24 protein-coding genes are annotated in these 22,796 nt (G+C 40.6%); 8 read left to right on the forward strand and 16 right to left on the reverse strand.

Features of this window, described 5'->3' with window-relative positions; all coding sequences use genetic code 11:
* Positions 1-37 precede the first annotated feature (37 nt).
* Both GPA07_RS03030 and GPA07_RS03035 read right to left on the reverse strand, forming a co-directional pair.
* A complete protein-coding gene (locus tag GPA07_RS03030; RefSeq protein WP_008354909.1) occupies positions 38-2,386 on the reverse strand; it encodes an FdhF/YdeP family oxidoreductase in 2,349 nt (782 codons plus the stop codon).
* A gap of 82 nt (positions 2,387-2,468) precedes the next feature.
* Positions 2,469-3,734: an L-lactate MFS transporter gene (locus GPA07_RS03035; protein WP_008354906.1), complete on the reverse strand. Its 1,266-nt coding sequence runs from the start codon at positions 3,732-3,734 to the stop codon at positions 2,469-2,471.
* 133 nt (positions 3,735-3,867) lie between these two features.
* On the opposite strand from GPA07_RS03035, the gene fdhD reads away from it, so the two are divergent.
* Positions 3,868-4,656: a formate dehydrogenase accessory sulfurtransferase FdhD gene (fdhD, locus tag GPA07_RS03040; protein WP_008354904.1), complete on the forward strand. Its 789-nt coding sequence runs from the start codon at positions 3,868-3,870 to the stop codon at positions 4,654-4,656.
* Positions 4,657-4,666: 10 nt separating this feature from the next.
* A complete protein-coding gene (moaA, locus tag GPA07_RS03045) occupies positions 4,667-5,674 on the forward strand; it encodes a GTP 3',8-cyclase MoaA (protein ID WP_034738170.1) in 1,008 nt (335 codons plus the stop codon).
* A gap of 254 nt (positions 5,675-5,928) precedes the next feature.
* Here the strand turns inward: moaA and rpsN are convergent, their stop codons facing one another.
* The 4 genes from rpsN to GPA07_RS03065 all read right to left on the reverse strand — a co-directional run bounded on the left by rpsN (position 5,929) and on the right by GPA07_RS03065 (position 8,208).
* A complete protein-coding gene (gene rpsN / locus GPA07_RS03050) occupies positions 5,929-6,198 on the reverse strand; it encodes a 30S ribosomal protein S14 (protein WP_008354900.1) in 270 nt (89 codons plus the stop codon).
* 16 nt (positions 6,199-6,214) lie between these two features.
* Positions 6,215-7,411, reverse strand: a complete 1,197-nt coding sequence (locus tag GPA07_RS03055; RefSeq protein ID WP_008354898.1) for a GTP-binding protein — start codon at positions 7,409-7,411, stop codon at positions 6,215-6,217.
* 82 nt (positions 7,412-7,493) lie between these two features.
* Positions 7,494-7,643 carry a 50S ribosomal protein L33 gene (gene rpmG / locus GPA07_RS03060; RefSeq protein ID WP_003214771.1) on the reverse strand — a complete coding sequence of 50 codons (150 nt, stop codon included), beginning with the start codon at positions 7,641-7,643 and terminating at the stop codon, positions 7,494-7,496.
* A 142-nt stretch (positions 7,644-7,785) separates the two neighbouring features.
* Positions 7,786-8,208: a hypothetical protein gene (locus tag GPA07_RS03065; protein ID WP_157292006.1), complete on the reverse strand. Its 423-nt coding sequence runs from the start codon at positions 8,206-8,208 to the stop codon at positions 7,786-7,788.
* A 528-nt stretch (positions 8,209-8,736) separates the two neighbouring features.
* Between GPA07_RS03065 and GPA07_RS03070 the strand changes: the two genes are divergently transcribed.
* On the forward strand, positions 8,737-9,141 hold the full coding sequence (locus tag GPA07_RS03070; RefSeq protein ID WP_008354893.1) for a hypothetical protein: 405 nt from the start codon (positions 8,737-8,739) through the stop codon (positions 9,139-9,141).
* Positions 9,142-9,187: 46 nt separating this feature from the next.
* Here the strand turns inward: GPA07_RS03070 and GPA07_RS03075 are convergent, their stop codons facing one another.
* Positions 9,188-9,697, reverse strand: coding sequence for a thiol:disulfide interchange protein (locus GPA07_RS03075; protein WP_157292007.1), 510 nt, complete (start codon positions 9,695-9,697; stop codon positions 9,188-9,190).
* Positions 9,698-9,795: 98 nt separating this feature from the next.
* On the opposite strand from GPA07_RS03075, the gene GPA07_RS03080 reads away from it, so the two are divergent.
* Genes GPA07_RS03080 through GPA07_RS03090 form a run of 3 tightly spaced genes read left to right on the forward strand, consistent with a single transcriptional unit; the run spans position 9,796 to position 12,684 of the window.
* On the forward strand, positions 9,796-11,586 hold the full coding sequence (locus tag GPA07_RS03080; protein WP_157292008.1) for an ABC transporter ATP-binding protein: 1,791 nt from the start codon (positions 9,796-9,798) through the stop codon (positions 11,584-11,586).
* A gap of 1 nt (position 11,587) precedes the next feature.
* Positions 11,588-12,157 (forward strand): MauE/DoxX family redox-associated membrane protein, encoded by a 570-nt coding sequence (locus GPA07_RS03085; protein ID WP_008354886.1) that lies wholly within the window; start codon positions 11,588-11,590, stop codon positions 12,155-12,157.
* Complete coding sequence (locus GPA07_RS03090; protein ID WP_157292009.1) at positions 12,154-12,684, forward strand: TlpA family protein disulfide reductase; 531 nt, start codon at positions 12,154-12,156, stop codon at positions 12,682-12,684. Before GPA07_RS03085 ends, GPA07_RS03090 begins: the two co-directional genes overlap by 4 nt.
* 186 nt (positions 12,685-12,870) lie before the next feature.
* Here GPA07_RS03090 and GPA07_RS03095 read toward each other — a convergent pair whose 3' ends face one another.
* A complete protein-coding gene (locus tag GPA07_RS03095; RefSeq protein WP_034738194.1) occupies positions 12,871-13,368 on the reverse strand; it encodes a GNAT family N-acetyltransferase in 498 nt (165 codons plus the stop codon).
* Positions 13,369-13,495: 127 nt separating this feature from the next.
* On the opposite strand from GPA07_RS03095, the gene GPA07_RS03100 reads away from it, so the two are divergent.
* The gene (locus tag GPA07_RS03100) at positions 13,496-14,392 is read left to right on the forward strand and encodes a stage II sporulation protein SpoIIQ (RefSeq protein WP_157292010.1); all 897 of its coding nucleotides are present in this window, start codon (positions 13,496-13,498) and stop codon (positions 14,390-14,392) included.
* Positions 14,393-14,478: 86 nt separating this feature from the next.
* On the opposite strand, the gene GPA07_RS03105 is transcribed toward GPA07_RS03100, so the two are convergent.
* The 5 genes from GPA07_RS03105 to GPA07_RS03125 form a co-directional block, all read right to left on the reverse strand.
* Positions 14,479-14,826 carry a P-II family nitrogen regulator gene (locus GPA07_RS03105; RefSeq protein WP_007497589.1) on the reverse strand — a complete coding sequence of 116 codons (348 nt, stop codon included), beginning with the start codon at positions 14,824-14,826 and terminating at the stop codon, positions 14,479-14,481.
* 18 nt (positions 14,827-14,844) lie between these two features.
* Positions 14,845-16,053, reverse strand: coding sequence for an ammonium transporter (locus GPA07_RS03110; protein ID WP_008354877.1), 1,209 nt, complete (start codon positions 16,051-16,053; stop codon positions 14,845-14,847).
* Positions 16,054-16,246: 193 nt separating this feature from the next.
* Positions 16,247-16,987, reverse strand: coding sequence for an amino acid ABC transporter ATP-binding protein (locus tag GPA07_RS03115; protein WP_157292011.1), 741 nt, complete (start codon positions 16,985-16,987; stop codon positions 16,247-16,249).
* Between the two features lie 10 nt (positions 16,988-16,997).
* Positions 16,998-17,660 carry an amino acid ABC transporter permease gene (locus GPA07_RS03120; protein ID WP_157292012.1) on the reverse strand — a complete coding sequence of 221 codons (663 nt, stop codon included), beginning with the start codon at positions 17,658-17,660 and terminating at the stop codon, positions 16,998-17,000.
* A gap of 60 nt (positions 17,661-17,720) precedes the next feature.
* Entirely contained in the window at positions 17,721-18,599 is an 879-nt protein-coding gene (locus GPA07_RS03125; protein WP_008354869.1) for a transporter substrate-binding domain-containing protein, read from the reverse strand.
* A gap of 184 nt (positions 18,600-18,783) precedes the next feature.
* Here GPA07_RS03125 and GPA07_RS03130 point away from each other — a divergent pair, with 184 nt between their 5' ends.
* On the forward strand, positions 18,784-20,169 hold the full coding sequence (locus GPA07_RS03130) for an MFS transporter (protein WP_071168450.1): 1,386 nt from the start codon (positions 18,784-18,786) through the stop codon (positions 20,167-20,169).
* A 38-nt stretch (positions 20,170-20,207) separates the two neighbouring features.
* Here GPA07_RS03130 and GPA07_RS03135 read toward each other — a convergent pair whose 3' ends face one another.
* The 3 genes from GPA07_RS03135 to GPA07_RS03145 form a co-directional block, all read right to left on the reverse strand.
* Positions 20,208-20,807, reverse strand: a complete 600-nt coding sequence (locus GPA07_RS03135) for an undecaprenyl-diphosphatase (protein ID WP_034738166.1) — start codon at positions 20,805-20,807, stop codon at positions 20,208-20,210.
* Between the two features lie 109 nt (positions 20,808-20,916).
* Positions 20,917-22,104, reverse strand: a complete 1,188-nt coding sequence (locus GPA07_RS03140; RefSeq protein ID WP_157292013.1) for an MFS transporter — start codon at positions 22,102-22,104, stop codon at positions 20,917-20,919.
* Positions 22,105-22,119: 15 nt separating this feature from the next.
* Complete coding sequence (locus tag GPA07_RS03145; RefSeq protein WP_071168452.1) at positions 22,120-22,533, reverse strand: MarR family winged helix-turn-helix transcriptional regulator; 414 nt, start codon at positions 22,531-22,533, stop codon at positions 22,120-22,122.
* Between the last annotated feature and the right edge of the window lie 263 nt (positions 22,534-22,796).

Genomic DNA, 22,796 nt, shown 5'->3' on the forward strand with positions numbered 1-22,796 from the left:
GGGAGACAAACCCCCAGCTGTTTTTTTTAGTTGAAGATTAATTTAAAGTCGTTTCTAATTCATCAATTCGTTTCTCCACGTAGTGCTGATCTTTTCTTGCATGAAAGGTTTCGGCTTTTTCTAATATTGCAGTGGTATTATATTCTGGAATCTGTGAATAGCTTTCATAAACTCCTTTTGGTATTAAAACGTTCCCTTCAGGCCAATAAACAGCAATATTTCCACGTTTCAGATCTCCGAATTGAGCAACTCCTTGATAGGACCCATATTGATTAAAAAGGACAACTGGATCTCCTTCATTGATATAAAGCTCTTTTGCATCTTCCTCGTTCAACAAGATAGAATGCCGCTTTCCGCCATTAAAGGCATCCTTTTCACTGTAAATCATTGAGTTGAATTGCTTACCTCGTCTTGTCGTGATGTTGAAATGCCCCTCCGTTTTCCGATATTGAGGCAGCTGGGCAGGCAGAAGGTGTCCTTTGCCATCCGGTGTTGGACACACGCCATCTTCGCAAAGCCAAGCGCCTCCCCATTGAAAGACGTCCCCTTTATGACGCAAATGCTGTATGCCATCATAGTTTCGATTTGCGATGGCGATCTCACGACGAATGGCTTCAGCATTCTCAAAATGAATCAGCTCGGCATCTTTTGGACGAACCCTTTTCGCAAGATCAATATAAATGTCCCATTCAGCTCTGGCTTCTTCAATACGAGGTCCTTCAATTTCCGGGCTGAAATACACCATGCGCTCCGTACTAGTTGATGTACCTCCGCCTGGCTGTTCATATCGTGTCATAGCAGGCAGAACAATCACGGTCTCTTCTGCTTCTACGAGTGTAGAGGTGTTCAAAATAATATCTTGATGGACACGGAGTTCAAGCTCAGATAATGCCTTTTCAATCGCTTCTGGATTTGGCATCGTTTCTAAAAAGTTTCCACCGCTAGTAAACAACATCTTGAGCTTTTGCGGGTGTTCTTTTGGAAGAGTCATTTTCTCAAATGATTGACCAATGGTGTCACCATGCCATTTTGGAATGTCGAATCCCCATATCTTCTCAATTCTTTCAATATTCTCTTCATCAAAATCACTGCCTGGCAACACGAATGGATCGGCGCCCATTTCTCCTGAACCTTGGACGCCGCTATGTCCGCGAATAGGCATGACACCACAATGCTTTCTGCCAATAAATCCACGTAACATGGCAAGATTTGCGACTTGTGATATATTATCAGTTGCAAAACGATGCTGGGTGAGGCCCATACTCCAAATAAAAACACCTGAATTGGCATTGGCAAGAAGTACAGCAAATTCCTTCATTCTTTCCTTAGATAAGCCTGATGATGCTTCTAGATCCTCCCATTTCAACTGATCGACATGTTGCTTTAAATCCTGTATGCCGGTTGTATGTGCTTGAATAAATTCATGGTCAAGAGCGGAATGAGGAGCATGCTCCTCCATGTCAAACCAATGTTTGATGACGCCATTCATAAATGCAATATCGCCGCCTATATTGACTTGGTAAAAATCATCAGCTATTTTTGTGCCGAATAATGCACTCTCTGGAATAGAGGGAACCCAGTACTTTTCCATCGCAGGCTCTTTATATGGATTGATGACAATAATTTTAGTCCCTTTCTTTTTAGCGGCGTACATATATTTAGTAGAAACAGGCTGATTGTTTGCTGCGACAGAGCCCCAAAAAATCAATACATCCGTTCCAATCCAATCACTGTAATTACAGCTGGAGGCACCTATACCAAGAGAGCGCTTAAGAGCGGTTTTGCTAGGTGAATGACAAATGCGAGAAGCATTATCGATATGATTTGTTCCTATAAATCGTGCAACCTTTGCCGCAGTATAATACACTTCATTTGTAATCCCTCTTGCGGTTAAATAGAAAGCGAGCTGCTGTTTATCAATTGAGTTGATTTTAGCTGCAATCTGATCTAATGCATCATCCCAAGAAATACGTGTAAAGGCATTATCACCTTTTTTTCGAATCAATGGATAGGGAATACGCCCAAGTTTACGAAGTGCGGTGCTGTCCATTTGCTTTAGCTGATGAATATCTTCGAACCATTTCGGGTCAATAGCTGGCATTGTGTTAAGACGAAGCACATTAAGCCTTGTGGTACATATATGAGGCCCTGCCAGTGTCTGATCGTATAAACCTGATACACCAAGTGCACAGCCGTCACAAACGCCCTGTGTTAAAATACGGTATGCATAGGGGAGGTTATCTTTGTTCTCCCATGCCACCTTCATCGTATCTCGAATGTGTTTCGGTTTTACTTTTCCAAGCCCCATAGGAGCAAAAGAAGCCCATAGCTTTGGTGAGGGTTTTTTGTTAAGTTTAATAGGCCCCTTGTGTTTTGTTTTCCCCATGATATCATCACCCTCCGATTACCTTTTAATGCGTTTTCATATCTAAAAATTACCTGTAGATTGTGATTCTGTCAAATTCAAATTACGGACGGGCTGTGACAGAAGAAGTGGCAGTAAGATTTGATTCTCTAAGTTGTTTAATATCCCTCCGAATGAGAAGAGATATGATAAAAGCAATGAAAAATAAGCCGGAAAACACCATGAGGCTTTGTGTGTAATTGCCTGTTATATCTCGAATGAAGGACGAAAATAAAGGTCCTGCTAAACCAGCAGCGGCCCAAGCGGTGAGAATATAACCGTGTATTGCACCAAGCTGCTTCGTACCAAATAAATCTCCAATATAGGCTGGAATTGAGGCAAATCCTCCACCATAGCATGTATAAATGATCGCCATCACAATTGAAAAGATGAGCGGTTCTTTTAAGTATGGAAGTAAGGGAAAAGCAATGAGCTGAATACTAAAGAAAATTGTATACGTATTTGGTCTCCCGATATAATCAGAGAACGAAGCCCAGCCGATTCGTCCCAGGCCATTAAAAGCACCTAAAATACCAACAAGAGTAGCTGCAGCGCCTGCGGTGAAGCCAACACTTTCTTGAGCAAGCGGCGACGCTACTGAAATAATGGCAATTCCGCACGTGATATTGATAAAGAGCATAAGCCACAAATAATAAAAGCGCCGTGTTTTGATCGCTTCATTTGCTGTGAGCTGTGATAAATCTTGAGGAATTTTTTTTCGACTAGTTTTCAACACGTCAAATTGTTTGACGTCATCGGGCGTGGGTGGTGATAAATAAAGAGATGAGATGACCATGATGATAAAATAAGAGATTCCAAGAATATAGAAGGTATTTGCTATATCAACTTTTTCAATGAGATATTGAATAATTGGACTGCAAATAAGAGAAGCAAAACCAAAACCCATAATGGCTAAACCGGTTGCGAGTCCTCTTCTATCCGGAAACCATTTGACTAATGTTGATACAGGAGCAATATAACCTACACCTAATCCTATCCCAGCGAGTACACCATAAAATAAGTAGAGGAGAGGTAATGAAGACATGTGGACAGCAAACCCTGATCCAGTCATTCCAATACCGAAGAAAATAGCTGAAAAGAGCCCCGATGCCCTTGGACCATACTTTTCAACGAAATGTCCCATGAAAGCAGCCGATAAGCCTAAAAATAAAATGGCAATGCTAAATGTAAGGCTTATTTCTGTTAATGACCACTGAAAGGTTTGATGTAAAGGATTCGTAAAAACACTCCATGCATAAACAGATCCAATAGATAAATGAATTCCCACAGCACTTGTAGCGATGAGCCAACGATTTTTTGATTTGTTCATTGTGTTCCCCCCATATAAAGCAATCAAAAAGTTTGATAAGATAGAAATATGTTACATTTTTATGACTTTTTAAAATAATATCACAATTTGACTGGTTCATATAACTAAATTTGTGTTGAAAGGAAGATCAGTCATGAATCCTTCTGTTAAAAAGAAACGAGTCATTCAACAATATCGCGACGGTCAATTTACCTGCAGAACAGATGAAGTTGTAGAAGAATTTCCTTTAACTGTGCTGGTGAATGGCGAAGAGTTTGTAACACTCGTTTGTTCCCCAGATCATTTGAAAGAATTGGTTATCGGTTTTTTAGCCTCAGAAGGAGTTATTCGATTTGAAAAAGAGATTAAAAGGTTTACAATAGATGAAAGTATGGGTTTTGCATATGTTGATTTACATCACTCAAGTCATTTTCATTCATCAGACTTTACCAAACGAGTGATTGGATCTTGCTGTGGGAAGGGAAGGCACTTTTATTTTCTTCAAGATGTGAAAACGGCAAAAACAGCGATTGATCGAATCAACATTCCTGCTGAAACCTGTATTCATTTAATGAAATGTTTACAAGAGGAAAGCCAATTATTTCAACATACTGGCGGTGTGCATAATGCGGGACTGTGTGACACAGAAAAGCTATTCATTACTAGAACGGATATAGGACGACATAATGCTTTGGATAAAATCTATGGATATTGTTTACTTCACCGAATCCCACTGAGAGATAAAATCCTTGTATTTAGCGGCCGCATTTCGTCTGAAGTTTTGTTGAAGGCAGCAAAATTAGGAGTATCGATTGTGATATCAAAATCAGCTCCTACTGAGCTAGCGCTGAAAATGGCAGAAGAATTAAATATAACAACAGTTGGATTCGTTAGAGGAGAATCTTTTAATATCTATACTCATCACCAGCGTATTACAGAATAGGAGGCAAAGTATGGGCAGTATTTTGGATAAAAGACATCGACCATTGCGCGATTTAAGAATATCGGTAACTGATCGCTGTAACTTTAGATGTACGTACTGTATGCCTGCTGAAATCTTTGGACCAGATTATCCTTTTTTGAATAAGGAAGAGCTGCTTAGCTTCGAAGAAATTGAACGACTTGCTACCCTTTTTGCAAAGGAATTAGGTGTGGTGAAATTACGTATTACGGGCGGAGAGCCTTTAATGCGTAAAGATTTGCCCATCTTGATCGAAAAGCTTGCAAAAATTCCAGGTATTGAAGACATCGCTATGACGACTAATGGAACGCTTTTACCTTTATACGCTGATAAGCTAAAGAAAGCAGGTCTTCACAGAGTCACCATTAGTTTAGATTCTTTAAATCCAGACCGTTTTAAGCAGATGAATGGAAGACAAATTTCCATCCAAAAAGTGTTTGATGGAATTGAGGCTGCAAAAAAAGCTGGACTTGCCATTAAGATCAATATGGTTGTCCAAAAAGGTGTGAATGATCAAGATATCTTACCAATGGCAGCCTATTTTAAAAAAGAAGGACACATTCTACGATTTATTGAATTTATGGATGTTGGCAATACGAATAAATGGAACCTAAAGCATGTGCTGACGAAAAAAGAAATGATAGAGCTGATTCATTCAAAATATCCTATCAAACCAAAACCCCCTCGGTATAAAGGTGAAGTAGCCAATCGTTATTTTTATGAGGATGGTTCAGGAGAGATTGGCATTATCTCTTCTGTTTCAGATGCTTTTTGTGGATCGTGTAATAGAGCTAGACTATCTGCACGTGGCGAATTATTCACCTGTCTCTTTGCGTCATCTGGTTTTGATCTGAGACGAATCATTCGTACGACAGAAGATGATCAATATCTAGTGAACACATTGAAGGAATTATGGTCAAACAGACATGATCAATATTCAGCTGAGAGAGAACAGAAGAAAGATCAGAAAAAAGTTGAGATGTCCTACATCGGTGGGTAGTGACAACAAAGTATCATGAACATTGATTTTTGAAAAGCAGAGAAAATGTCATAATCATTGTTGGAAATCTCATTTTAAAAAACAGGACAAGTTATCTTATAAGTCCATCAGCATAAAAAAACAGCAGAGATTCTGCTGTTTTTTAAAATGCAATTTTTCACCTCGAAAATGCAGAGGTAAGGTTGGAAAAGAGGTTTTTATTCATTTTGTGCTGCTTTACTTTGACAGGAACTATGATAAGATCGAATCAATCTTTACCAACTTGATTTTTTCACTCCGGGGATCTGTCCTTTATGGGCAAGCTCACGAAAAGCAATTCGAGACATTTTAAATTTTCTCAAGTAACCTCTAGGACGGCCCGTTAATTCACAGCGATTTTTTAAGCGAGTGGGGGAAGAGTCTCTAGGTAATTTCTGCAAAGCTTCATAGTCACCTTTTTCTTTCAACTCTTTTCTTAATTCTGCATATTTCAAAACAAGCTGCTGCCGTTTTTTTTCTTTTGCTATTTTTGATTTCTTTGCCACTTAAAACCCTCCTGGTTTAATTGTGTATTTTCCATTGAAAGGGGTCTTCAAACGTTGTCCAGTCTTGATCAAATTCTTCAGGTGTAAGTAGGCATTGATCTAGTGTACGAATCATATCTGCTTTAGGTAAATCTACACCGATAAAAACAAGTTTTGTATGTCGATCACCAAACTCTGCGTCCCACTCATCTAGAATTTCTGGTTCCTGATTTAAAACGCGTGCTCTTTCTTGCTCCGGCAAGGCAGCAATCCAGTATGCAATGGGTTCAATCGCAACGGATTTCCCGGCTTGTGAAATTAAAATGGTTAAATCATGGTGCGTAGCTAGCCATGCAAATCCTTTAGCACGAACGATCTGCTCCGGCATATGATCTAACCATGTATTCAGCCTGCCAGTATGGAAAGGGAGCCTTCTTTCATAAACAAATGATGAGATTCGGTATTCTTCTGTTTCGGGCGTGTGCTGAGAATGTCCAGCATTGATTTCTTTTATCCATCCTGCAGAAGCACTTGATTTTTCAAAATCGAATAAACCAGTATTCAAAATGTCACTTGGCTGTATATTACCTTTTGAGGTTCTAATAATAGTTGCTTCTGGTTGAAGTGTGGTCAGTACATGCTCCAGTCGATCTAGTTCTGCTACTGATACAAGATCACATTTATTGATAATCAGCACGTTACAAAATTCAATCTGATCAATAAGTAAATCGGAAATTTCTCGTTCATCATCATCGGAAACAGCTTCCTTGCGATCCAATAAACTTTCTCCTGATTGGAAATCAGTCCAGAAACGGTTTGCATCTACCACTGTTACCATCGTGTCTAGCCTGCAAAAGCGTGTCAAATCTATGCCCATTTCTTCATCAATGTAAGAGAAAGTTTGAGCGACAGGGATTGGTTCACTAATACCTGTAGACTCAATGACAATATAGTCTATATTACCAGCTTTACAAAGACGCTCTACCTCAATTAATAAATCCTCTCTCAATGTGCAGCAAATACACCCATTAGAGAGTTCAACAAGTTTTTCATCTGATCGAGAGAGCTCGCCGCCTTGCTTGACTAATTCCGCATCAATATTAATTTCGCTCATGTCATTTACAATAACAGCTACTTTTAGCCCTTTACGGTTCTGAAGAACATGATTTAATATCGTTGTTTTTCCAGCTCCTAAAAAGCCGCTTAATACTGTGACAGGTATTCTCTTATTCATTGGTTTTTGTCCTTTTTGAAAACGATCATTTTGTTTTCCCCCTCACTTAAAAAGTAATTATTACGATTTAAATTGTGAAAAATCATTTTGTTTCTCTATGAAGTGTATATTTCTTTAATCGTGGAGAATATTTTTTTAACTCCAATCGGTCTGGATTCGTTCGTTTATTTTTTGTTGTGATATAGTTTCTGTCACCTGTTTCAGTACAGGCTAAGGTGATTTTCACGCGCATAAGTGATATGATCCTCCTTTAATTCGTAATGGTTACGATTTGTATTTTAAAATGATAAAGGTTGATTGTCAAGCTAAGTATCATGATCAATGCCAAATTGCAAAACAAAAGGAGTATCAAATTGAATTGATACCCCTCTTCATTAATAAAAGTCACCGAGTTCTTCTTCATAATGATCATCGTACTGTTGAACATCACTAGGAAAATCTTGGAGAAAGGCTAATCCACCTAGTATAAACATCAAAATGATAGCGATGAACGAGAGAATAACTGCGGCAATACTTGAAATGGCAAACAGTGTCTGCATTTTCATCATTTTAGCATATTGTTCTAATAGTTCTTCGTAAGAAGTATCAGGCGCTTGAATCAATTGTTCAGCTGCTCTCACAGATTTTTGAACATGAACGCCCATCATAATGAGAAAAACGCCAACGGCAGCAGGAAGAACTAACCAAAATCCTATAAGGATAGACAGCCCGGCCGAGATATAGAGAAAGATGCTGCCAACCTTTCCCCACTTTGTTATTGAATGAAGAGACTGAATGATTTTCTCAGTTTGTTGCAATTGTGTTCACTCCTTTATGTATTCACTCTCTATCATACTTGACCCAGCAGTACTTTAGGAAGAGCGAATGTTGAACAATAGCCTTTTTTTTCTATCTTTACTCATCTATTTATGGATAAATAAATTATTTCTGAATAAGAAAAAGGTAATAAATACTAGATTTTTTAAATTAAAATTATGTCATAAATTAGAATAATAGTTAAAAATAATTAGTAAAATTATCAAAATATGTTGTTAGTTGTATTTTAATTGGTTATTATTGTGTTGTAATACCATAAAAATTGGAAGGTGGAATTTATATGTTAGATCGTTTTTTAAACAAAATGACCAATGTTCAACCTGCAGCTGCTCGATGTATTTTGCAAAGATTGGTGACTTCTTGTCAATCAGCACCAACTTGTTTCCTTCAAGGCGTTGGAACTTTCCGTTACTATGTGGATCGTGACACAGGTGAGATTTGTACTAGCCAAGAACGCGTTAAATGTGGCTGCTAAATTTAAGTATTTCACTTATTAGGATGTGAACGCATTGAGCATATCTTCAATTTCATTCGTAACAAATGCTACTATGCAGACGTCGGTTAGCCGTCAAGCGGGCCAAACATCAAATTCTTTTTTAACCCAAGCAGCGCAAATTGTTCAAGGTGACCACTCTCCAGAAGAGAGAAAGGCATTATTTCAACAACTGGCTTTGGTTCAGCAAGGAAAAGATTTAGAGCTTCATGTGTCTAAATTAAAGGAACTAGAGAAAGAGGTTCAAAAAGAGGGGTCTTCTTCGTCCGTTACTGTGAATCAGCATGGTGATCAAGTTGACATTTCAAATGAAGCTCGCAGTGAGTTTGAACAAGCTGAGGAACAAGTATCCGCTTCAAGCGAAGCTAGTGAAATGGCTGCGGAGGAAAAAGAAAAGGATGTTCAGCCAACACCAAAATAATAAAAAATGAGGCGTGTTTGATATTCTTCACATGCCTCATTTATCTTTAGTTTGCAGGCAGCCTTGAATAAAGACCATCTGGAAAAGGTGCTGCATATGAGATTGTTTCATCATCTTCTACCATGATGTAATATGGAAACTCTTGGATTTGAAATGCGTCTATTATGTGTTCGCCCACTGGGATTATTCGCATGTTAGTTTGGTTATTACGATATAATTCTTGATCTTCTTTTTGTCCATTCTTCAACAAGATACTAAATGAGATGTTTAATTTACGCTGCTTTTTCGTTTCTAGGAATTGTTCAAGTGATGGGATGCAGTGCGGGCATGCTGTGTCAGTGAAAATCAGTAATTGCTGCTTGCTATTTGTTTGCAGCAGATCATGCATTTGAATGGGTGATGGTTGTTCGAGAAGCGGATGCGCAAGTTTTTGTCCAATATGTTCGTTCGGTAAGATGATAAGCTGCATCTGCTGTTTTAAATAGATGATGATTCCGACAGTGAATAAAAGGGTGCAAAGTATCAGAGCGATTTGTAAAAGAAAGATTGAATTCATTGCATATCGTCCTCTCAATGTGAAGTTGCGCAAAGCTATCATAATACAAATATCAAAAATATGTCAATTATACTAAATGGTGTAAGGTGGAGCGTTTGATGAGTACAGTAAACCATTGTTTATATGCAATCTCCTATACTTGGAAAAAAAGTCGTTCATATCTTCTTTTAACCTTGTTGATTCAAGTGATCGTTGGTTTTATGCCTTTGGCTAGTGTCTGGATTATTCAAACATTGATTAATGAAATTATTTTATTTATGACGTCTTCAGGTGACATCCAAAAGGTTTTGTGGTTATTTGGACTGCAAATGGTCATTGTGATTTTAGGATATGGGCTTCAGTTCATTCTTCAGCTTAGTCAGCAGAGAGCGACAAATTTGATTGGTCTGCATTTGAAGGGTGAATTGCTTCAAAAAGCGATAAGGCTCCCGTTTATTACGTTTGAACACCCATCTTTTTATAATGAAAGTCAACGTGTGATGAACAGTCATCAGCATGTTCTCAGTATGGTCAGAAGTATTTTTACAATCATGAGCGCGTTGATTACTGTTGTATCACTTCTTATCTATATGGTGGGTATTCACTGGGGCTTGGCGGCCATTTTGTTCGTGTTTACCTTACCTGTATTGTGGATTGAGCTTTTCTTTGGAGGTGCGCGTTATCGTTTAAACCGTCTGTTAACTGCTAATGATCGACGAGAAATGTATGTGTCCGATCTTGTAGCGCAACGAGATTCTCTAAAAGAAATACGTTTATATGGAATAGGGAATTATCTGCTTCAAAAGTGGAAAGGTCATTATGTCAAAAGTGCAGATGAGAAATATAAATTGCTGAAACGGCAAGTTCGCTGGGAGATGGCAGGCGGGTTGCTCATGACATTTGCCTATATGTGCTGTGGGCTTTTGATTGTCTATCTTATTTTTCAAAAAAGATTAGCAGCCGGGACATTTGTCGCAGTGCTGCAAGCTGTACAGAACATTCAAAGTGGTTTTCAAGATTTAACGAGGGAATGTTCTAGTTTATATGAGACGAGCCTTTATGTTGATGAAATGAGATCATTCCAAAAGAGGGAAGAAGAACATCATGAACAGGCAGCATCGCTTCGGAGAATTGATCATATCCAGTCCATCACACTAGAAAATCTTTCTTTTACTTATCCAAATATGAAAAAGCCTGCTATTGAGCGTATATACTTTCATATGAATAAAGGTGAACGCCTTGCATTAGTAGGGGATAACGGTTCTGGTAAAACCACTTTAATCAAATGTTTAACCGGATTATACGATCCATATCAGCCGAATATGCACAAAGTCAATGGTGAATCTATTTCGACTATTAATAAAAAGACATATCACGATAGAATGGCAGTTCTGTTTCAAGATTTTATGAAGTACGAATTCACTGTGAAAGAAAACATAGGGTTTGGTCGTATCAATGATATAGATGATGAAGAGCGGTTGATGTCAGCTGCCCGGCAAGCAGGGATAGAGAAAAGAATTAATCAAATGGAAGACACATATGATGCGCAACTTGGTCGTTTTTTTGAAGAAGGGCATGAACTGTCTGGCGGACAATGGCAAAAGCTTGCGATGGCGAGAACCTTTTTTAGAGAAAGTGATTTTATCATTTTAGATGAACCGACTTCTGCTCTTGATCCATTGTCGGAGATTTCACTCATCCGTAAGCTATTCGATCACACGCAGAATCAAGGTGTTTTGTTTATTACACATCGTATGGGAGCGGCCCGCTTAGCAGACCGTATCATCGTCATGAAAGATGGTGCTTTCATTGAAGAAGGGAACCATGATGAACTGATGGCGTTACAAGGTGAGTACAAAAGGCTTTACGAGGCACAATCTCAACTATTCCAACAAAAGGAGATGGTGTAAGGTGAGTGTCTTTTATTTCATAGGTGTCTATTTACTAGGAATCATTTTTGCAGGTGCATGGCTCGATAAAGTAAGAAAGCAGACAGCACATGTGCAGCAGATGAAGGCTTATCGTCTGCTACCGCCTTCTTTCGCAGGACCTATGTTTTATTTATTCTTGTTGATTGAATTGGTGTGTACGGTTCATTTGTTCATATGGAACATGTCTGTCGTACCTGCATTTGGGCTTACAGCCCTTTTATGTATCTATACTGGAGCGGTCACGTTCAATTTGTTAAGAGGGCATCATGATATTTCATGCGGCTGTGGAGGGCTTCTTGAAAACGATCGCCTTCATTGGGGAATAGTGATCCGTAATCTGTTGATGCTTGCTCTTGTGGTTGGGTTATTTTATGTACACCCTTATGTAGATACGATGCCATGGCACTTAAACATCATTTGTTTTCTCATTGCAGCAGCTGTCTGTTTCATCATAGCGCTCAGTCAAGAAATCATGCTGTTCAAGCGAAAGTGGATCAATCAATTCGATATTGAAAATGAATCAATGATAGAAGGAGATAAAATGAAATGACGGATATTCTATTAATCATTGTGTTATTGATTGTCATTGCTCAGCTGGCGGTGGTGTTTCTGCTTGCCCGTTTTATCGGAAGGTTTATGAATAAAATAAAATCCTTTGATGGGATTGAATTGAAGGAAGCGGATGTTGGTGAGCCGGCGCCGTTATTTCGAAGCTATACGCATGAAGGCGAAAAGGTGATGTTAAAGGAATACTTGCAACATGGGAAAGGCGTGATGCTGTTCTTTATGAATTCTACCTGTATGACGTGTAAAAGCATTTTAGCTGATATGCAGCACTCATTTTCACGTGATGATGTTCATGTCATTTTTATAAATGGCGATGAACAAGCGGATGACGATTCGCTGCTACAATTGCTGCCTGCACAAGCCGTATATATACGTTCTTCACAAATGGTGGAGCTGTATGGGGTAACGGTTGTCCCGCAAGCGATTCTCATTGATGAACAAGGAATCATTTTGCAAAGGAAATCGCTTAAGAATGCAAAACAATTTGAACAGCTCTTACAAGCCTCATAAAAAAGCGTCTCTTTCTTTAAGAGACGCTCCAGCGTGTAGACAAACCCTCGCATTCTTTGTCAGTCCTGCGCTCGGTGCTCACGAATGTCAAATTCGCTTTGCGTTAGTAACTCGTCCTTCCTAGACTTCAAGGGCGTTCCATCACGCTTGAAAAGAAGAGCTGAAATAACGATCATTTTCGCTCGTTTATAATTCTTTTCCTAATATATCTAAATCGTACCTGTTACCGTCCATTTCTGCGATGCGCGGTAAGTGTCCCCATGTCTCAAAGCCGTGTTTTTTAAATAATCGAATGCTGGCTTCGTTGTGGCCGAAAATAAAGGCAAGTAATGTTCGGATGCCTAATGAGGGCGCCAATTCGATGGCCTCTTGTAAGAAAAGAGAGCCTAAACCTTTTCCGCGATAGTCTTGGTTCAAGTATATACTCATTTCAACGGTTCCGTTGTATGCGGGTCTGCCGTAAAACGTTTCAAAGCTGAGCCAGCCGTAGATATTGCCTGCTTCATCTGTTTTCACATAGAGAGGTCTTTTCTCTGAATGATTTAAAAACCATTGCCGGCGGTCCTCAACTGTAACAGGTTCTGTATCGGCTGTAACTTCTCTTGAAGCAATCGTTGAATTGTAAATATCGACAATCGCTTTGAGGTCATCTTCTGTTGCAATGCGGTTGAAAGTTTTCACAATAAAGTCCTCCACCTTTTTTCATTCATCATACATATTATTGATGTGATTGCGCAAAATAAAAAGAAAAATGATTTCGTGTGTATATATTTTTTGAAAAGTGTTCAGAATGTTGCTGAGGTGATGAAAAATGAGAGAGGAAGAAAAGAAACGTACTTCCAAAATCACAAAAGTTCAGCAATTTTTCCGTAAGCGCTGGGTATTCCCTGCTATTTACTTGGTCAGCGCAGCGGTCGTGTTAACAGCCGTTCTTTGGTATCAAGCTGTATCAAAAGATGTGAAAGACCAACTATCTGATGGAAATCAAACAGGACAAGAACAGCGTGATGATGCCGTTGAAGTTGGAAAGCCAATTGAAAATGTTGCCATGCCGGTCCAGAATTCTGATAATGTTTCTGTCGTGAAAAAGTTCTATGAAGCAGATGCTGATCAAAAAGAAAAAGAAGCAGCACTTGTAAACTATAATAACACCTATACCTTAAGCAAAGGTATTGATCTTGCAGATAAAGATGGCAAAGTGTTTGATGTCACAGCTGCTCTTAGTGGAACTGTCGTTCAGGCGAAAAAAGATCCAGTTCTCGGTCATGTCGTTGAAATTGAACATGAAGATGGATTGTCAACTGTTTATCAATCGCTGTCTCAAGTAAGTGTAAAAGAAGGCGATGAAGTGAAGCAGAATGATGTCATCGGTGTTTCTGGTAAGAATCTATATGGTGCTGAAAGCGGCAACCATGTGCACTTTGAAATTCGTATGGAAGGTTTAGCGCTCAATCCACTTAACTTCATTGATAAGCCTGTTTCTACTATTGAAAAAGCAGCTCAAGAAGTGACGGAAGAAGCAAAAGAACCTGCTCAGCCAAAAGCTGATGAAAAAACGAAGGAACCTGCTGCTGAAGATAAGGCAAAAGAGCCGGCTGGAGAGAAAACTGAAGAAAAGTTTGATGAGAAGGGGAAATCCTCTGATCAGGAAAAGTCTTCAGATTCCTCTAAAGACAGCAGTCAGTCAGAAGAAACCAAACAATCTTAATGTCTTGTAAGATCCTCTGTGTAGATGCGTACGCAGAGGTTTTTTTTCTGTCTTCAAAAAACCTCCGCCAAATGGCGGAGGGGGTGCTATAACGCGGCAGGTCCTTCTTCACCTGTCCGAATGTTAATCGTATTTTCTATTTCATATATAAAAATTTTCCCATCCCCTGGTTCGCCTGTGCGAAGTACCTTTTGAGCTGTTTCAACAACCTGTTCGACAGGTACTTTGCTTAGGACGATTTCGATCTTTAAACGCTCGTATACATTGCTTTCCTTTTTGACGCCGCGGTATAGTTCTGTATGTCCCTTTTGTAAGCCGCAGCCGTGCACATTTGAAAAGGTAATAGAGGTGACACCAATCTTTCCAAGCTCCACCTTTAATGTTTCAAAATTAGCTGGACGTGTGACAATCTCCACTTTATACATTTTACTCATAGAGACACCCCTTCTTCTTTAATCTTGATATGCTTTTTCGCCGTGCATCGTTAAATCAAGACCGACTGATTCTTCTTCTTCAGTTGCGCGAATCTTGAAGAAGATATTGACGATTTTGATGATCACGTATGTGACGACCGCAACAAAGACATAAGTGGCAACAATGGCGACCACTTGCTTCCAAAGTAAGCTTGGATCTCCATAAAATAAGCCATTGGCTCCGCCGTCATTGACAGATGTTGTCGCGAAAAGACCTGTGGCAATTCCTCCCCAAGTACCACCAATTCCATGAAGTCCGAATGCATCCAGTGCATCGTCGTAGCCGAATTTGGCTTTGAGTGAGAAGACTCCCCAGAAACAAACGATTCCGCCGATCAATCCTATTATAATAGAAGCAAACGGTGTAACAAAACCTGCGGCAGGTGTAATGGCTACAAGACCAGCAATGGCTCCAGAGATGGCGCCTAGCATCGTTGGTTTTTTGTTGATCATCCACTCGACTAACAGCCAGCCGATGATTCCTGCGGCCGCTGCTGTATTGGTGTTGATAAAGGCATACATGGCGACGCTGTCTAAAGTCAGGGCACTTCCAACGTTAAAGCCAAACCAGCCAAACCAGATGACAGCTCCGCCAAGAAGTGTGTAAATTAAGTTATGCGGGGAAGAACTTGCCGCTTCTTTTCGCTTTCCGAGAACAATCGCAACGACTAGACCGGCAACACCGGAAGAAATGTGAACGACGTTTCCGCCAGCGAAGTCAAGCGCACCCATTTCTCCAATCCAACCACCGCCCCAAACCCAGTGTGCGACTGGGGCGTATACAAATGTGACCCAAAGGAGTGTAAACACGACCACTGCTGAGTAACGAATACGTTCAGCAAAGGCGCCTGAGATGATGGCTGTGGTTAAGACGGCAAAGGTCATTTGGAACATCATAAACAATGAATGTGGAATGGTATCGCTATATGAACCAGGCTCGAAGCCAACGCCTTTTAGTCCAACCCAGTCAAAGCCTCCGATCCATGCATTGCCTGGCGCAAAGGCGAGTGAATAGCCAAACACAATCCAGACGATAGAGACAATGGCTAGTGATGTTAAGCTGTGCATGGTCGTACTTAACACGTTTTTACTTCTCACAAGTCCTCCGTAGAATAATGCTAAACCCGGTGTCATTAACCACACGAGTAGTGCGCAGAAGAACATAAATACTGTATCACCCATTTGCATGCTGCATTCCCCCGAATCATTCAGAATTAAAAGATTTCTTAATTCTTCATTATAGAGAGAAAAGTCATATATAACATATTCATGTAAGTTTATCTCACATGGTTTTTTAGTCATTATCAATATAAATGGAAGAAAAGTTCGTAAAAAATGAGAAAAAACGTGTGTGGATCGCTAAAAATAAAGGGCATTTGACCTATAAAATGGAGCTGAGAAACAATTTGGTTCGCTCCTCTCGAGGGGAATCGAACAATTCTGCTGGGATGCCCTCTTCGATGATACGACCTTCGTGCATATAGACGACTCGGTCGGCTACTTCTTTTGCAAAACCCATTTCATGTGTGACAATGACCATTGTCATGCCTTCTTTTGCGAGGCTTTTCATGGTATGCAGCACCTCGCCTACAAGCTCTGGGTCAAGGGCGGATGTAGGCTCGTCAAATAACATGACATCAGGCCTCATGGCGAGAGCTCGTGCGATGGCAACGCGCTGCTTCTGACCGCCTGATAGCTTAGAGGGGTAGACGCTGGCTTTATCCGCAAGGCCGACTTTTTCTAACAGGATATTGGCTTCAGCGATGGCCTGTGCCTTCTTTGTTTTCTTCACCATCACAGGTGCTTCAATAATGTTTTCAAGTACGGTTTTGTGAGGGAAGAGATTAAAATGCTGAAACACCATGCCTATTTTCTGCCTCATTTCGTTTAATTGATCTCGTTTTGGATGAACGGGACTGCCATCAATGATGATCTGGCCGTCATTTTTTATTTCTAAAAAATTCATACAGCGGAGCAAGGTGCTTTTCCCAGAGCCGCTTGCACCAATTAAGACGACGACATCATTTTCATACACAGTAAGATTGATATCCTTTAAGACATGCAGCTCCCCAAAGTATTTATTGAGATTTTCAACACGAATGATTTCCTTCGATTCTGTCATGCTTCTCCTCCTAATGATCACTGACTGAAAGTTTCTTTTCAAAGGTTTGCACAGCGAATGTTAACAGCAGGACAAGAACTAAGTAATAGACAGCGACAACCAGTAAATAGGTCATATTGTCAAAGCTGTTGGAGCCTTGAGTGGTCGCTACGTTGAATAGTTCATTGACGCTGATAAAGGCGGCAAGAGATGAGTCTTTTAAGCCGATAATAAACTGATTGCCAAGTGGGGGAAGGGCACGCCGCATCGCTTGCGGGAGAATGATGCGTCTCATGGTTAAAAAGCGTCCCATGCCAAGAGAACGTCCTGCCTCTTTTTGACCTTGGTCAATTGATTGGATAGCGCCTCTGAATATTTCTGCTATATAGGCACCATTATGGAAGGCAAGGGCAATAGAGGCCGCCCAAAAGTCAGATATATTTAATTCCGTGAGTCCAAAATATAAGATGAAAATTTGCACAATGAGTGGCGTTCCGCGCACAAGAAAGATATAAGCATTCGCGATATATCCGAAAACCGCCACACGGGATATTTTCATTAAAGCAAAGAAAAGCCCGATGAACATACCGATGAGGATGTTGATCACAGTCAGTTGTAAGGTCAGTAGCATCCCTTCTAAGAAAACGCCTCTAGACTCAATCAGCGTTTGGAAAAAGTGTGATAGGGTAGGCAAAACAAATCATCTCCATTTGAAGAAAGTGCGCCTAGAGTAGAAGGGCGCACAATCGTGGTTTTAATCTTGTTTGACGGTAATATCTTCGTCAAAATACTTCTCGCTAATTTGTCTTAATGTTCCGTCTTTTTTTAGTGCATCAATCGCATCGTTGATCTCTTCTATCAGTCCTTTATTGTCTTTAGAGACAGCGATTGCTTGCTCGCTTTGTCCGAGTCTTTCTTGCGCTTCGATTTTTAGTTTTTTCTTCATGGCTTCTGCACCTGTGGCGAAATCAGTGACGACCGCATCGTGTTTACCGTTGGCTAGTGCTTCTAAAGCGACAACATCACTGTCGTAATATTTTGGTTCTTTCCCGCTATGTTCTTTCGCAATATCAGCATAGGACGAGCCTTTAGAGACAGCGATCTCTTTGTCTTTTAAGTCATCTGCACTTTGAATGTCTGCTCCAGGTCGTGTGAAGATTTGCGGACCGGAGTAGTAATAAGGTTGAGAAAAAAGGACGTGTTTTTTTCGTTCCTCATTGATGGTATGACTTGCAACTGCCGCATCAAATTTCCCTGATTTGACGCCTTCGACGATGCCTGCGAATTTATATTTTTTCTGTACAGGCTCGAGGCCGAGCTTGTCACTAATCGCATTGCCTACATCAATATCAAAGCCTGACATCTGGTTTCCATCCATGTAACTGAATGGGTGAAATTCACCTGATGCTGCAAAAATAAACTTTCCATCCTCCAAAATCGGTGACCCTTTCGCTGTAGAATTACGTTTATCTCCGTTCCCATTCGTTTCATTTGAACCACACGAAGACAGAAGTAATACTGCAACTGAGAAAAGGGCTGGGACCCACAACCGTCTTTTTTTATGAATTGGCTTTTCCTCCTTTTCAGCCGTTCTCCATATAAGGAGAAAGTAGGCATTTTCATATGTGTGCATCTTACCATTTGAACCTTTTATTCTCAATTTTATATGTGTTTTTCCAGCACACACCCTTTTTAGAATGTATGACATGCTTTTGTGAGAGAGAACTTGAATTGCTTAGGGTAAAAAAGGGAAATGAATCTCATAATAACGGAAGAACAGGCCAATAACATGCCATTTTACAAGGAGGAGCCGGTGTATGAACAAATGGAAAAACAACCGGAAAGTTTTTTTAACTGCTATCGCATTTGGAACGATGTTAAATCCACTGAATTCCTCGATGATTTCTTTGGCCTTGCATCAAATTCAGCATGAATTCGGTTTGTCGTTTACGACGGTATCCTGGCTCATTTCAACCTTTTATTTGGCCAGTGCGGTCACGCAGCCAGTGAGCGGACGGATTGGAGATCATGTGATGAGCAGGAGAACCTTATTTTTATTTGGACTAGCTCTAGTGGCAGTCTCAGCTATTTGTGCCCCGTTTGCCCCGACATTTGCTGTGCTGATTGTGATTCGGCTGCTGCAGGCGATTGGAAGCAGCGCGATCTATCCTTCTGGCGTCGGGCTCATTCGGGATCATGTGAAGGAAAGACAGGCTTCGGCTTTAGCGGTATTGTCCATCTTTGCTTCAGCGATGACAGCGCTTGGGCCAACGCTTGGCGGTTTTTTAATGACAATTGGCAGCTGGCCGGCGATCTTTTTAGTGAATCTGCCATTTATATTGATCAGTTTTTTCCTTGGTCTTTCTTTATTTCCTAAGGAGAAGAAGAAAAAGCTTCGCATAGGAGAAATGGTACGTAAGCTCGATTTGCCAGGGATGCTTCTTTTTACAGCTTGTATTGTATCGCTGCTTTCATTTTTATTATCATTTGCTGATGGTATTCAGTATGTACAGGGCATTCTCTGTCTCTTGAGTGCAGGTGCTTTTGTTTGGTGGGAACACAAGGTGGATGAACCTTTCATTCAAATTCGGATGTTTCGAAAAGAGAAGCGGCTGTCACTTGTGTATGTGCAATTTATCATTTTGAATATTTTCTTCTATTGTCTCTTTTTTGGTTTGCCTAGTTATTTTCAGGATGAATTGGGCTGGCGTGTGGAGATGACGGGTCTCTTTATGCTGTGCATGTCAGGAATGAGCATCATTGTATCGCCGCTGACTGGAAAGTGGGTGGATCGCGGGGATGAACGTCATCCTGTTTTAGCAAGTGCTGTGCTGATGCTGGCCGGGGCTTCAGCCATGACTTTCTTTTTTATTCCTGCGCCGTTATGGGGAAAAGGAGTGGTCCTTTCATTGCTTGGAGTGAGTTACGGCATTGGGAATGTTGCGCTTCAAGCTGCGATGCTAAAAGCAAGCCCTCAGCAAATGATTGGCACGTCATCTGGACTTTTTCAAACATGCCGGTACCTTGGTTCCATTTTGTCATCTGCCGTGCTTGGGATGCTGTTTGGTGAGGAAATTGCGGGTTCTCATTTTGAACAATTAGGCTGGACATTGATCATGATTTCTCTGATCGGTATTGGTGTCAGTCTTTACTTTTCAAGTATGGTCAGAGGAAGACAAACAATCAAAAAAGCGGCTGGATAAAGGAGAAGAGACATCTTCATCACTTTATCACAAGCCGCTTAAGAGTTGGACAGGTCAGAGCCTTGATCCTTTTGCTTCCTTCTGAATATTTTTCCCAAAATGGCCTCGTAAAATGTCACGATGCGATCAATTGGAGAGTCAAAGAACTTCCATAATTTATTCATGATGAAGACAACCACAATGGATACGATTAAGCTGCCTAAAACATCAAATGGATAATGGTGGCCGACCCAGATGCGGGAGAACCCTGTAAGTAATCCAAAAACGAGCAATATGTTGCCGAGCTTTTTATTACGGGATCTAATGGCTAATGAAAGAGCCAGTGCGCCTGTTGTATGGTCACTTGGGAAGGAAGCGTCTGCTGAGTGCGGGATGAGTGTGTCGACTTTATGCGCCACAAACGGCCGCTCTTCATAATAAAACAGCGTAATGGCAAAATTGACGACAAGTGCCACGATGCCTGTTACACCGGAAAAGAAGACGTGCTTCTTAAATGTGTGATTACCTAAAAACCAGCAAATCAATAAGACAAGGGCATACACGAGAAGGGCCTTTTTTGTAATGAAAATCATGGTCTGATCTAAAAACTCAGAATGATGAGCCATCCCGTGTATGACTTTAAACAATTCGTAATTCAAAACATCACCTATACTTTCGCTTAACGCCACCTATTTTTCAAACGGTCTGTATGTCCATTTGAAACATCCTATATTTTAGCATGTTTTCGGTGAAGTTTAAAACAGTATCCTATTCTGATAGGGAAACCTTTTGTGTTTTTGCTTCTTGCGGTTTTCGTTCGCTCCAATAAAAAACACCCATACTGAGTAAAACGACAATGCCTGCAATGAGATACACATTTGAAAAATCTGTGAAGCTGACAAGGAGACCGAATACAAATGAGCCAGCAGCAATTCCGGTATCATACAGGGTAAAGAAAGTGGCGGTTGCATAGCCTGTACGGTGAGCTGGTGAGTGCTGAATCGCAAGGGTTTGCAGACATGGTACCAAAGAGCCGTAGCCAAGACCAATGACAGCACCTGATAGAAGAAGCATTGTGGCTGAATGTGTAGCGGTCAGCATCCATAAACCAATTGCAAAAAGAGCGATAGATGGATAGATCACAATGTGAGGTCCGACTCGGTCGAACAGTCGCCCTGTAAATGGACGTGAACCGAGCATCGCAGCTGCAAAAACAATAAAGAAGTAACTGCTTGCCCCCATCAGATGAAGGGAGTTGGCATAGACTGAAATAAATGAAATGATCGGCGAGTAACAGAAAGAGATAATGATTCCAACTGCCGCCGTTTTTAAGGCGCCTTTTTCAAACAGATGAGAAAAAGTGAATCGAAAGATGACGCTGCCGCCGTTTGCAGGCTCTGGTTGTCTAATCAACATCGTAAAAGCCGCTCCGATGGTGACAATGATGGAAAAGAGAAGAAATAAAGAATGGAAACCTACTTTTCCTACTTGATTCAGTGCGATAAACGGACCGATAACTACGGCGAGGTTCATTGACATCACAAAGTATCCAAGACCCTCCCCGCGTTTATGTTTCGGAATCATATCGGCCGCAATGGCACTGGCTACTGTGGTCAAAATGCTAAAAAAGATCCCCTGTACGAAACGCAGGATCAGAAGCGTTTGGAATTGATCAATCGGAATGTATAAATAAGTGAGTAAGGCAAAGACCGTTGAAGAGAAGATCGCCATGCGTTTTTTGCCGAATTTCTCAATCATGGCACCAGAAAATGGCCTCGTGACAATGGCAGATAATAAAAAGACCGTCGCAAGGAGGCCGCCCTGTGATTCTGTTCCATTTAGTTCATCCATTGTGTAAATGGGCAGCAATGTCAAAAGGGCATAAAAAGAGGTGAAGGTAAATAAATTCACCAGGACAATCATGATAAAGTCTTTTGTCCAAATACGTTCGTTCATGATGTATGTCACTTCCTATTCAGTTGATAATTTGTGTAAAAGTGTATGGAGGAGTTGTTTTTCTTCGCGGGTAAAATCCGAAAGACATTCTTCTTCAAATTGTTCCATCGTCTGTTTGATTTCTTCAAAACGGGCCTTTGCGTCATCTGTCATGACGATGAGATTTTCACGTTTGTCTGTTCCTTGGACACGCTTCACCCAGCCGTTTGCTTCTAGGCGCGTAACGGTTCGGGTAATGGTCGGTGCTTCGACGTTCAAATAGGTCCAAATGTCTTTTTGTGTTTTCGGGCCGAATGTATCCAAACAAAAAAGTACAGTCCACTGGGACATGTACAAGTCATAAGCAGCAAGCGCTTCGTTCGCCTTTTTAGACAGCAGCCGGGCGCTTTGATGTATTTGATGTAAACACTGTCTGTTTAATGTATCCATATGCTCACCTTCATTAAATATTTAGCTAGGTAAATAAAATCACCTTTCCTATTTTACGTGTTACACCTTTGCTTGTAAAGGGGAAATGTTCGCCACTCGAAATGATTTTTTGTTTTGCATTTTTCTGATAAATCCCTTGTCCCACTTCATTTTTAGCATATTCCCTCTGCAATGCTAATACACTGTTACAAACCTGACAAAGAGAGTGTTTGAGGTGAGGGATCGTGTTTGGCATTTACTACCTAATGGATGAGAAATTAAGA

Source organism: Bacillus sp. ms-22 (assembly GCF_009759805.1).
In the GTDB taxonomy this organism is placed as follows: Bacteria; Bacillota; Bacilli; order Bacillales; family Bacillaceae; genus Bacillus; species Bacillus xiamenensis.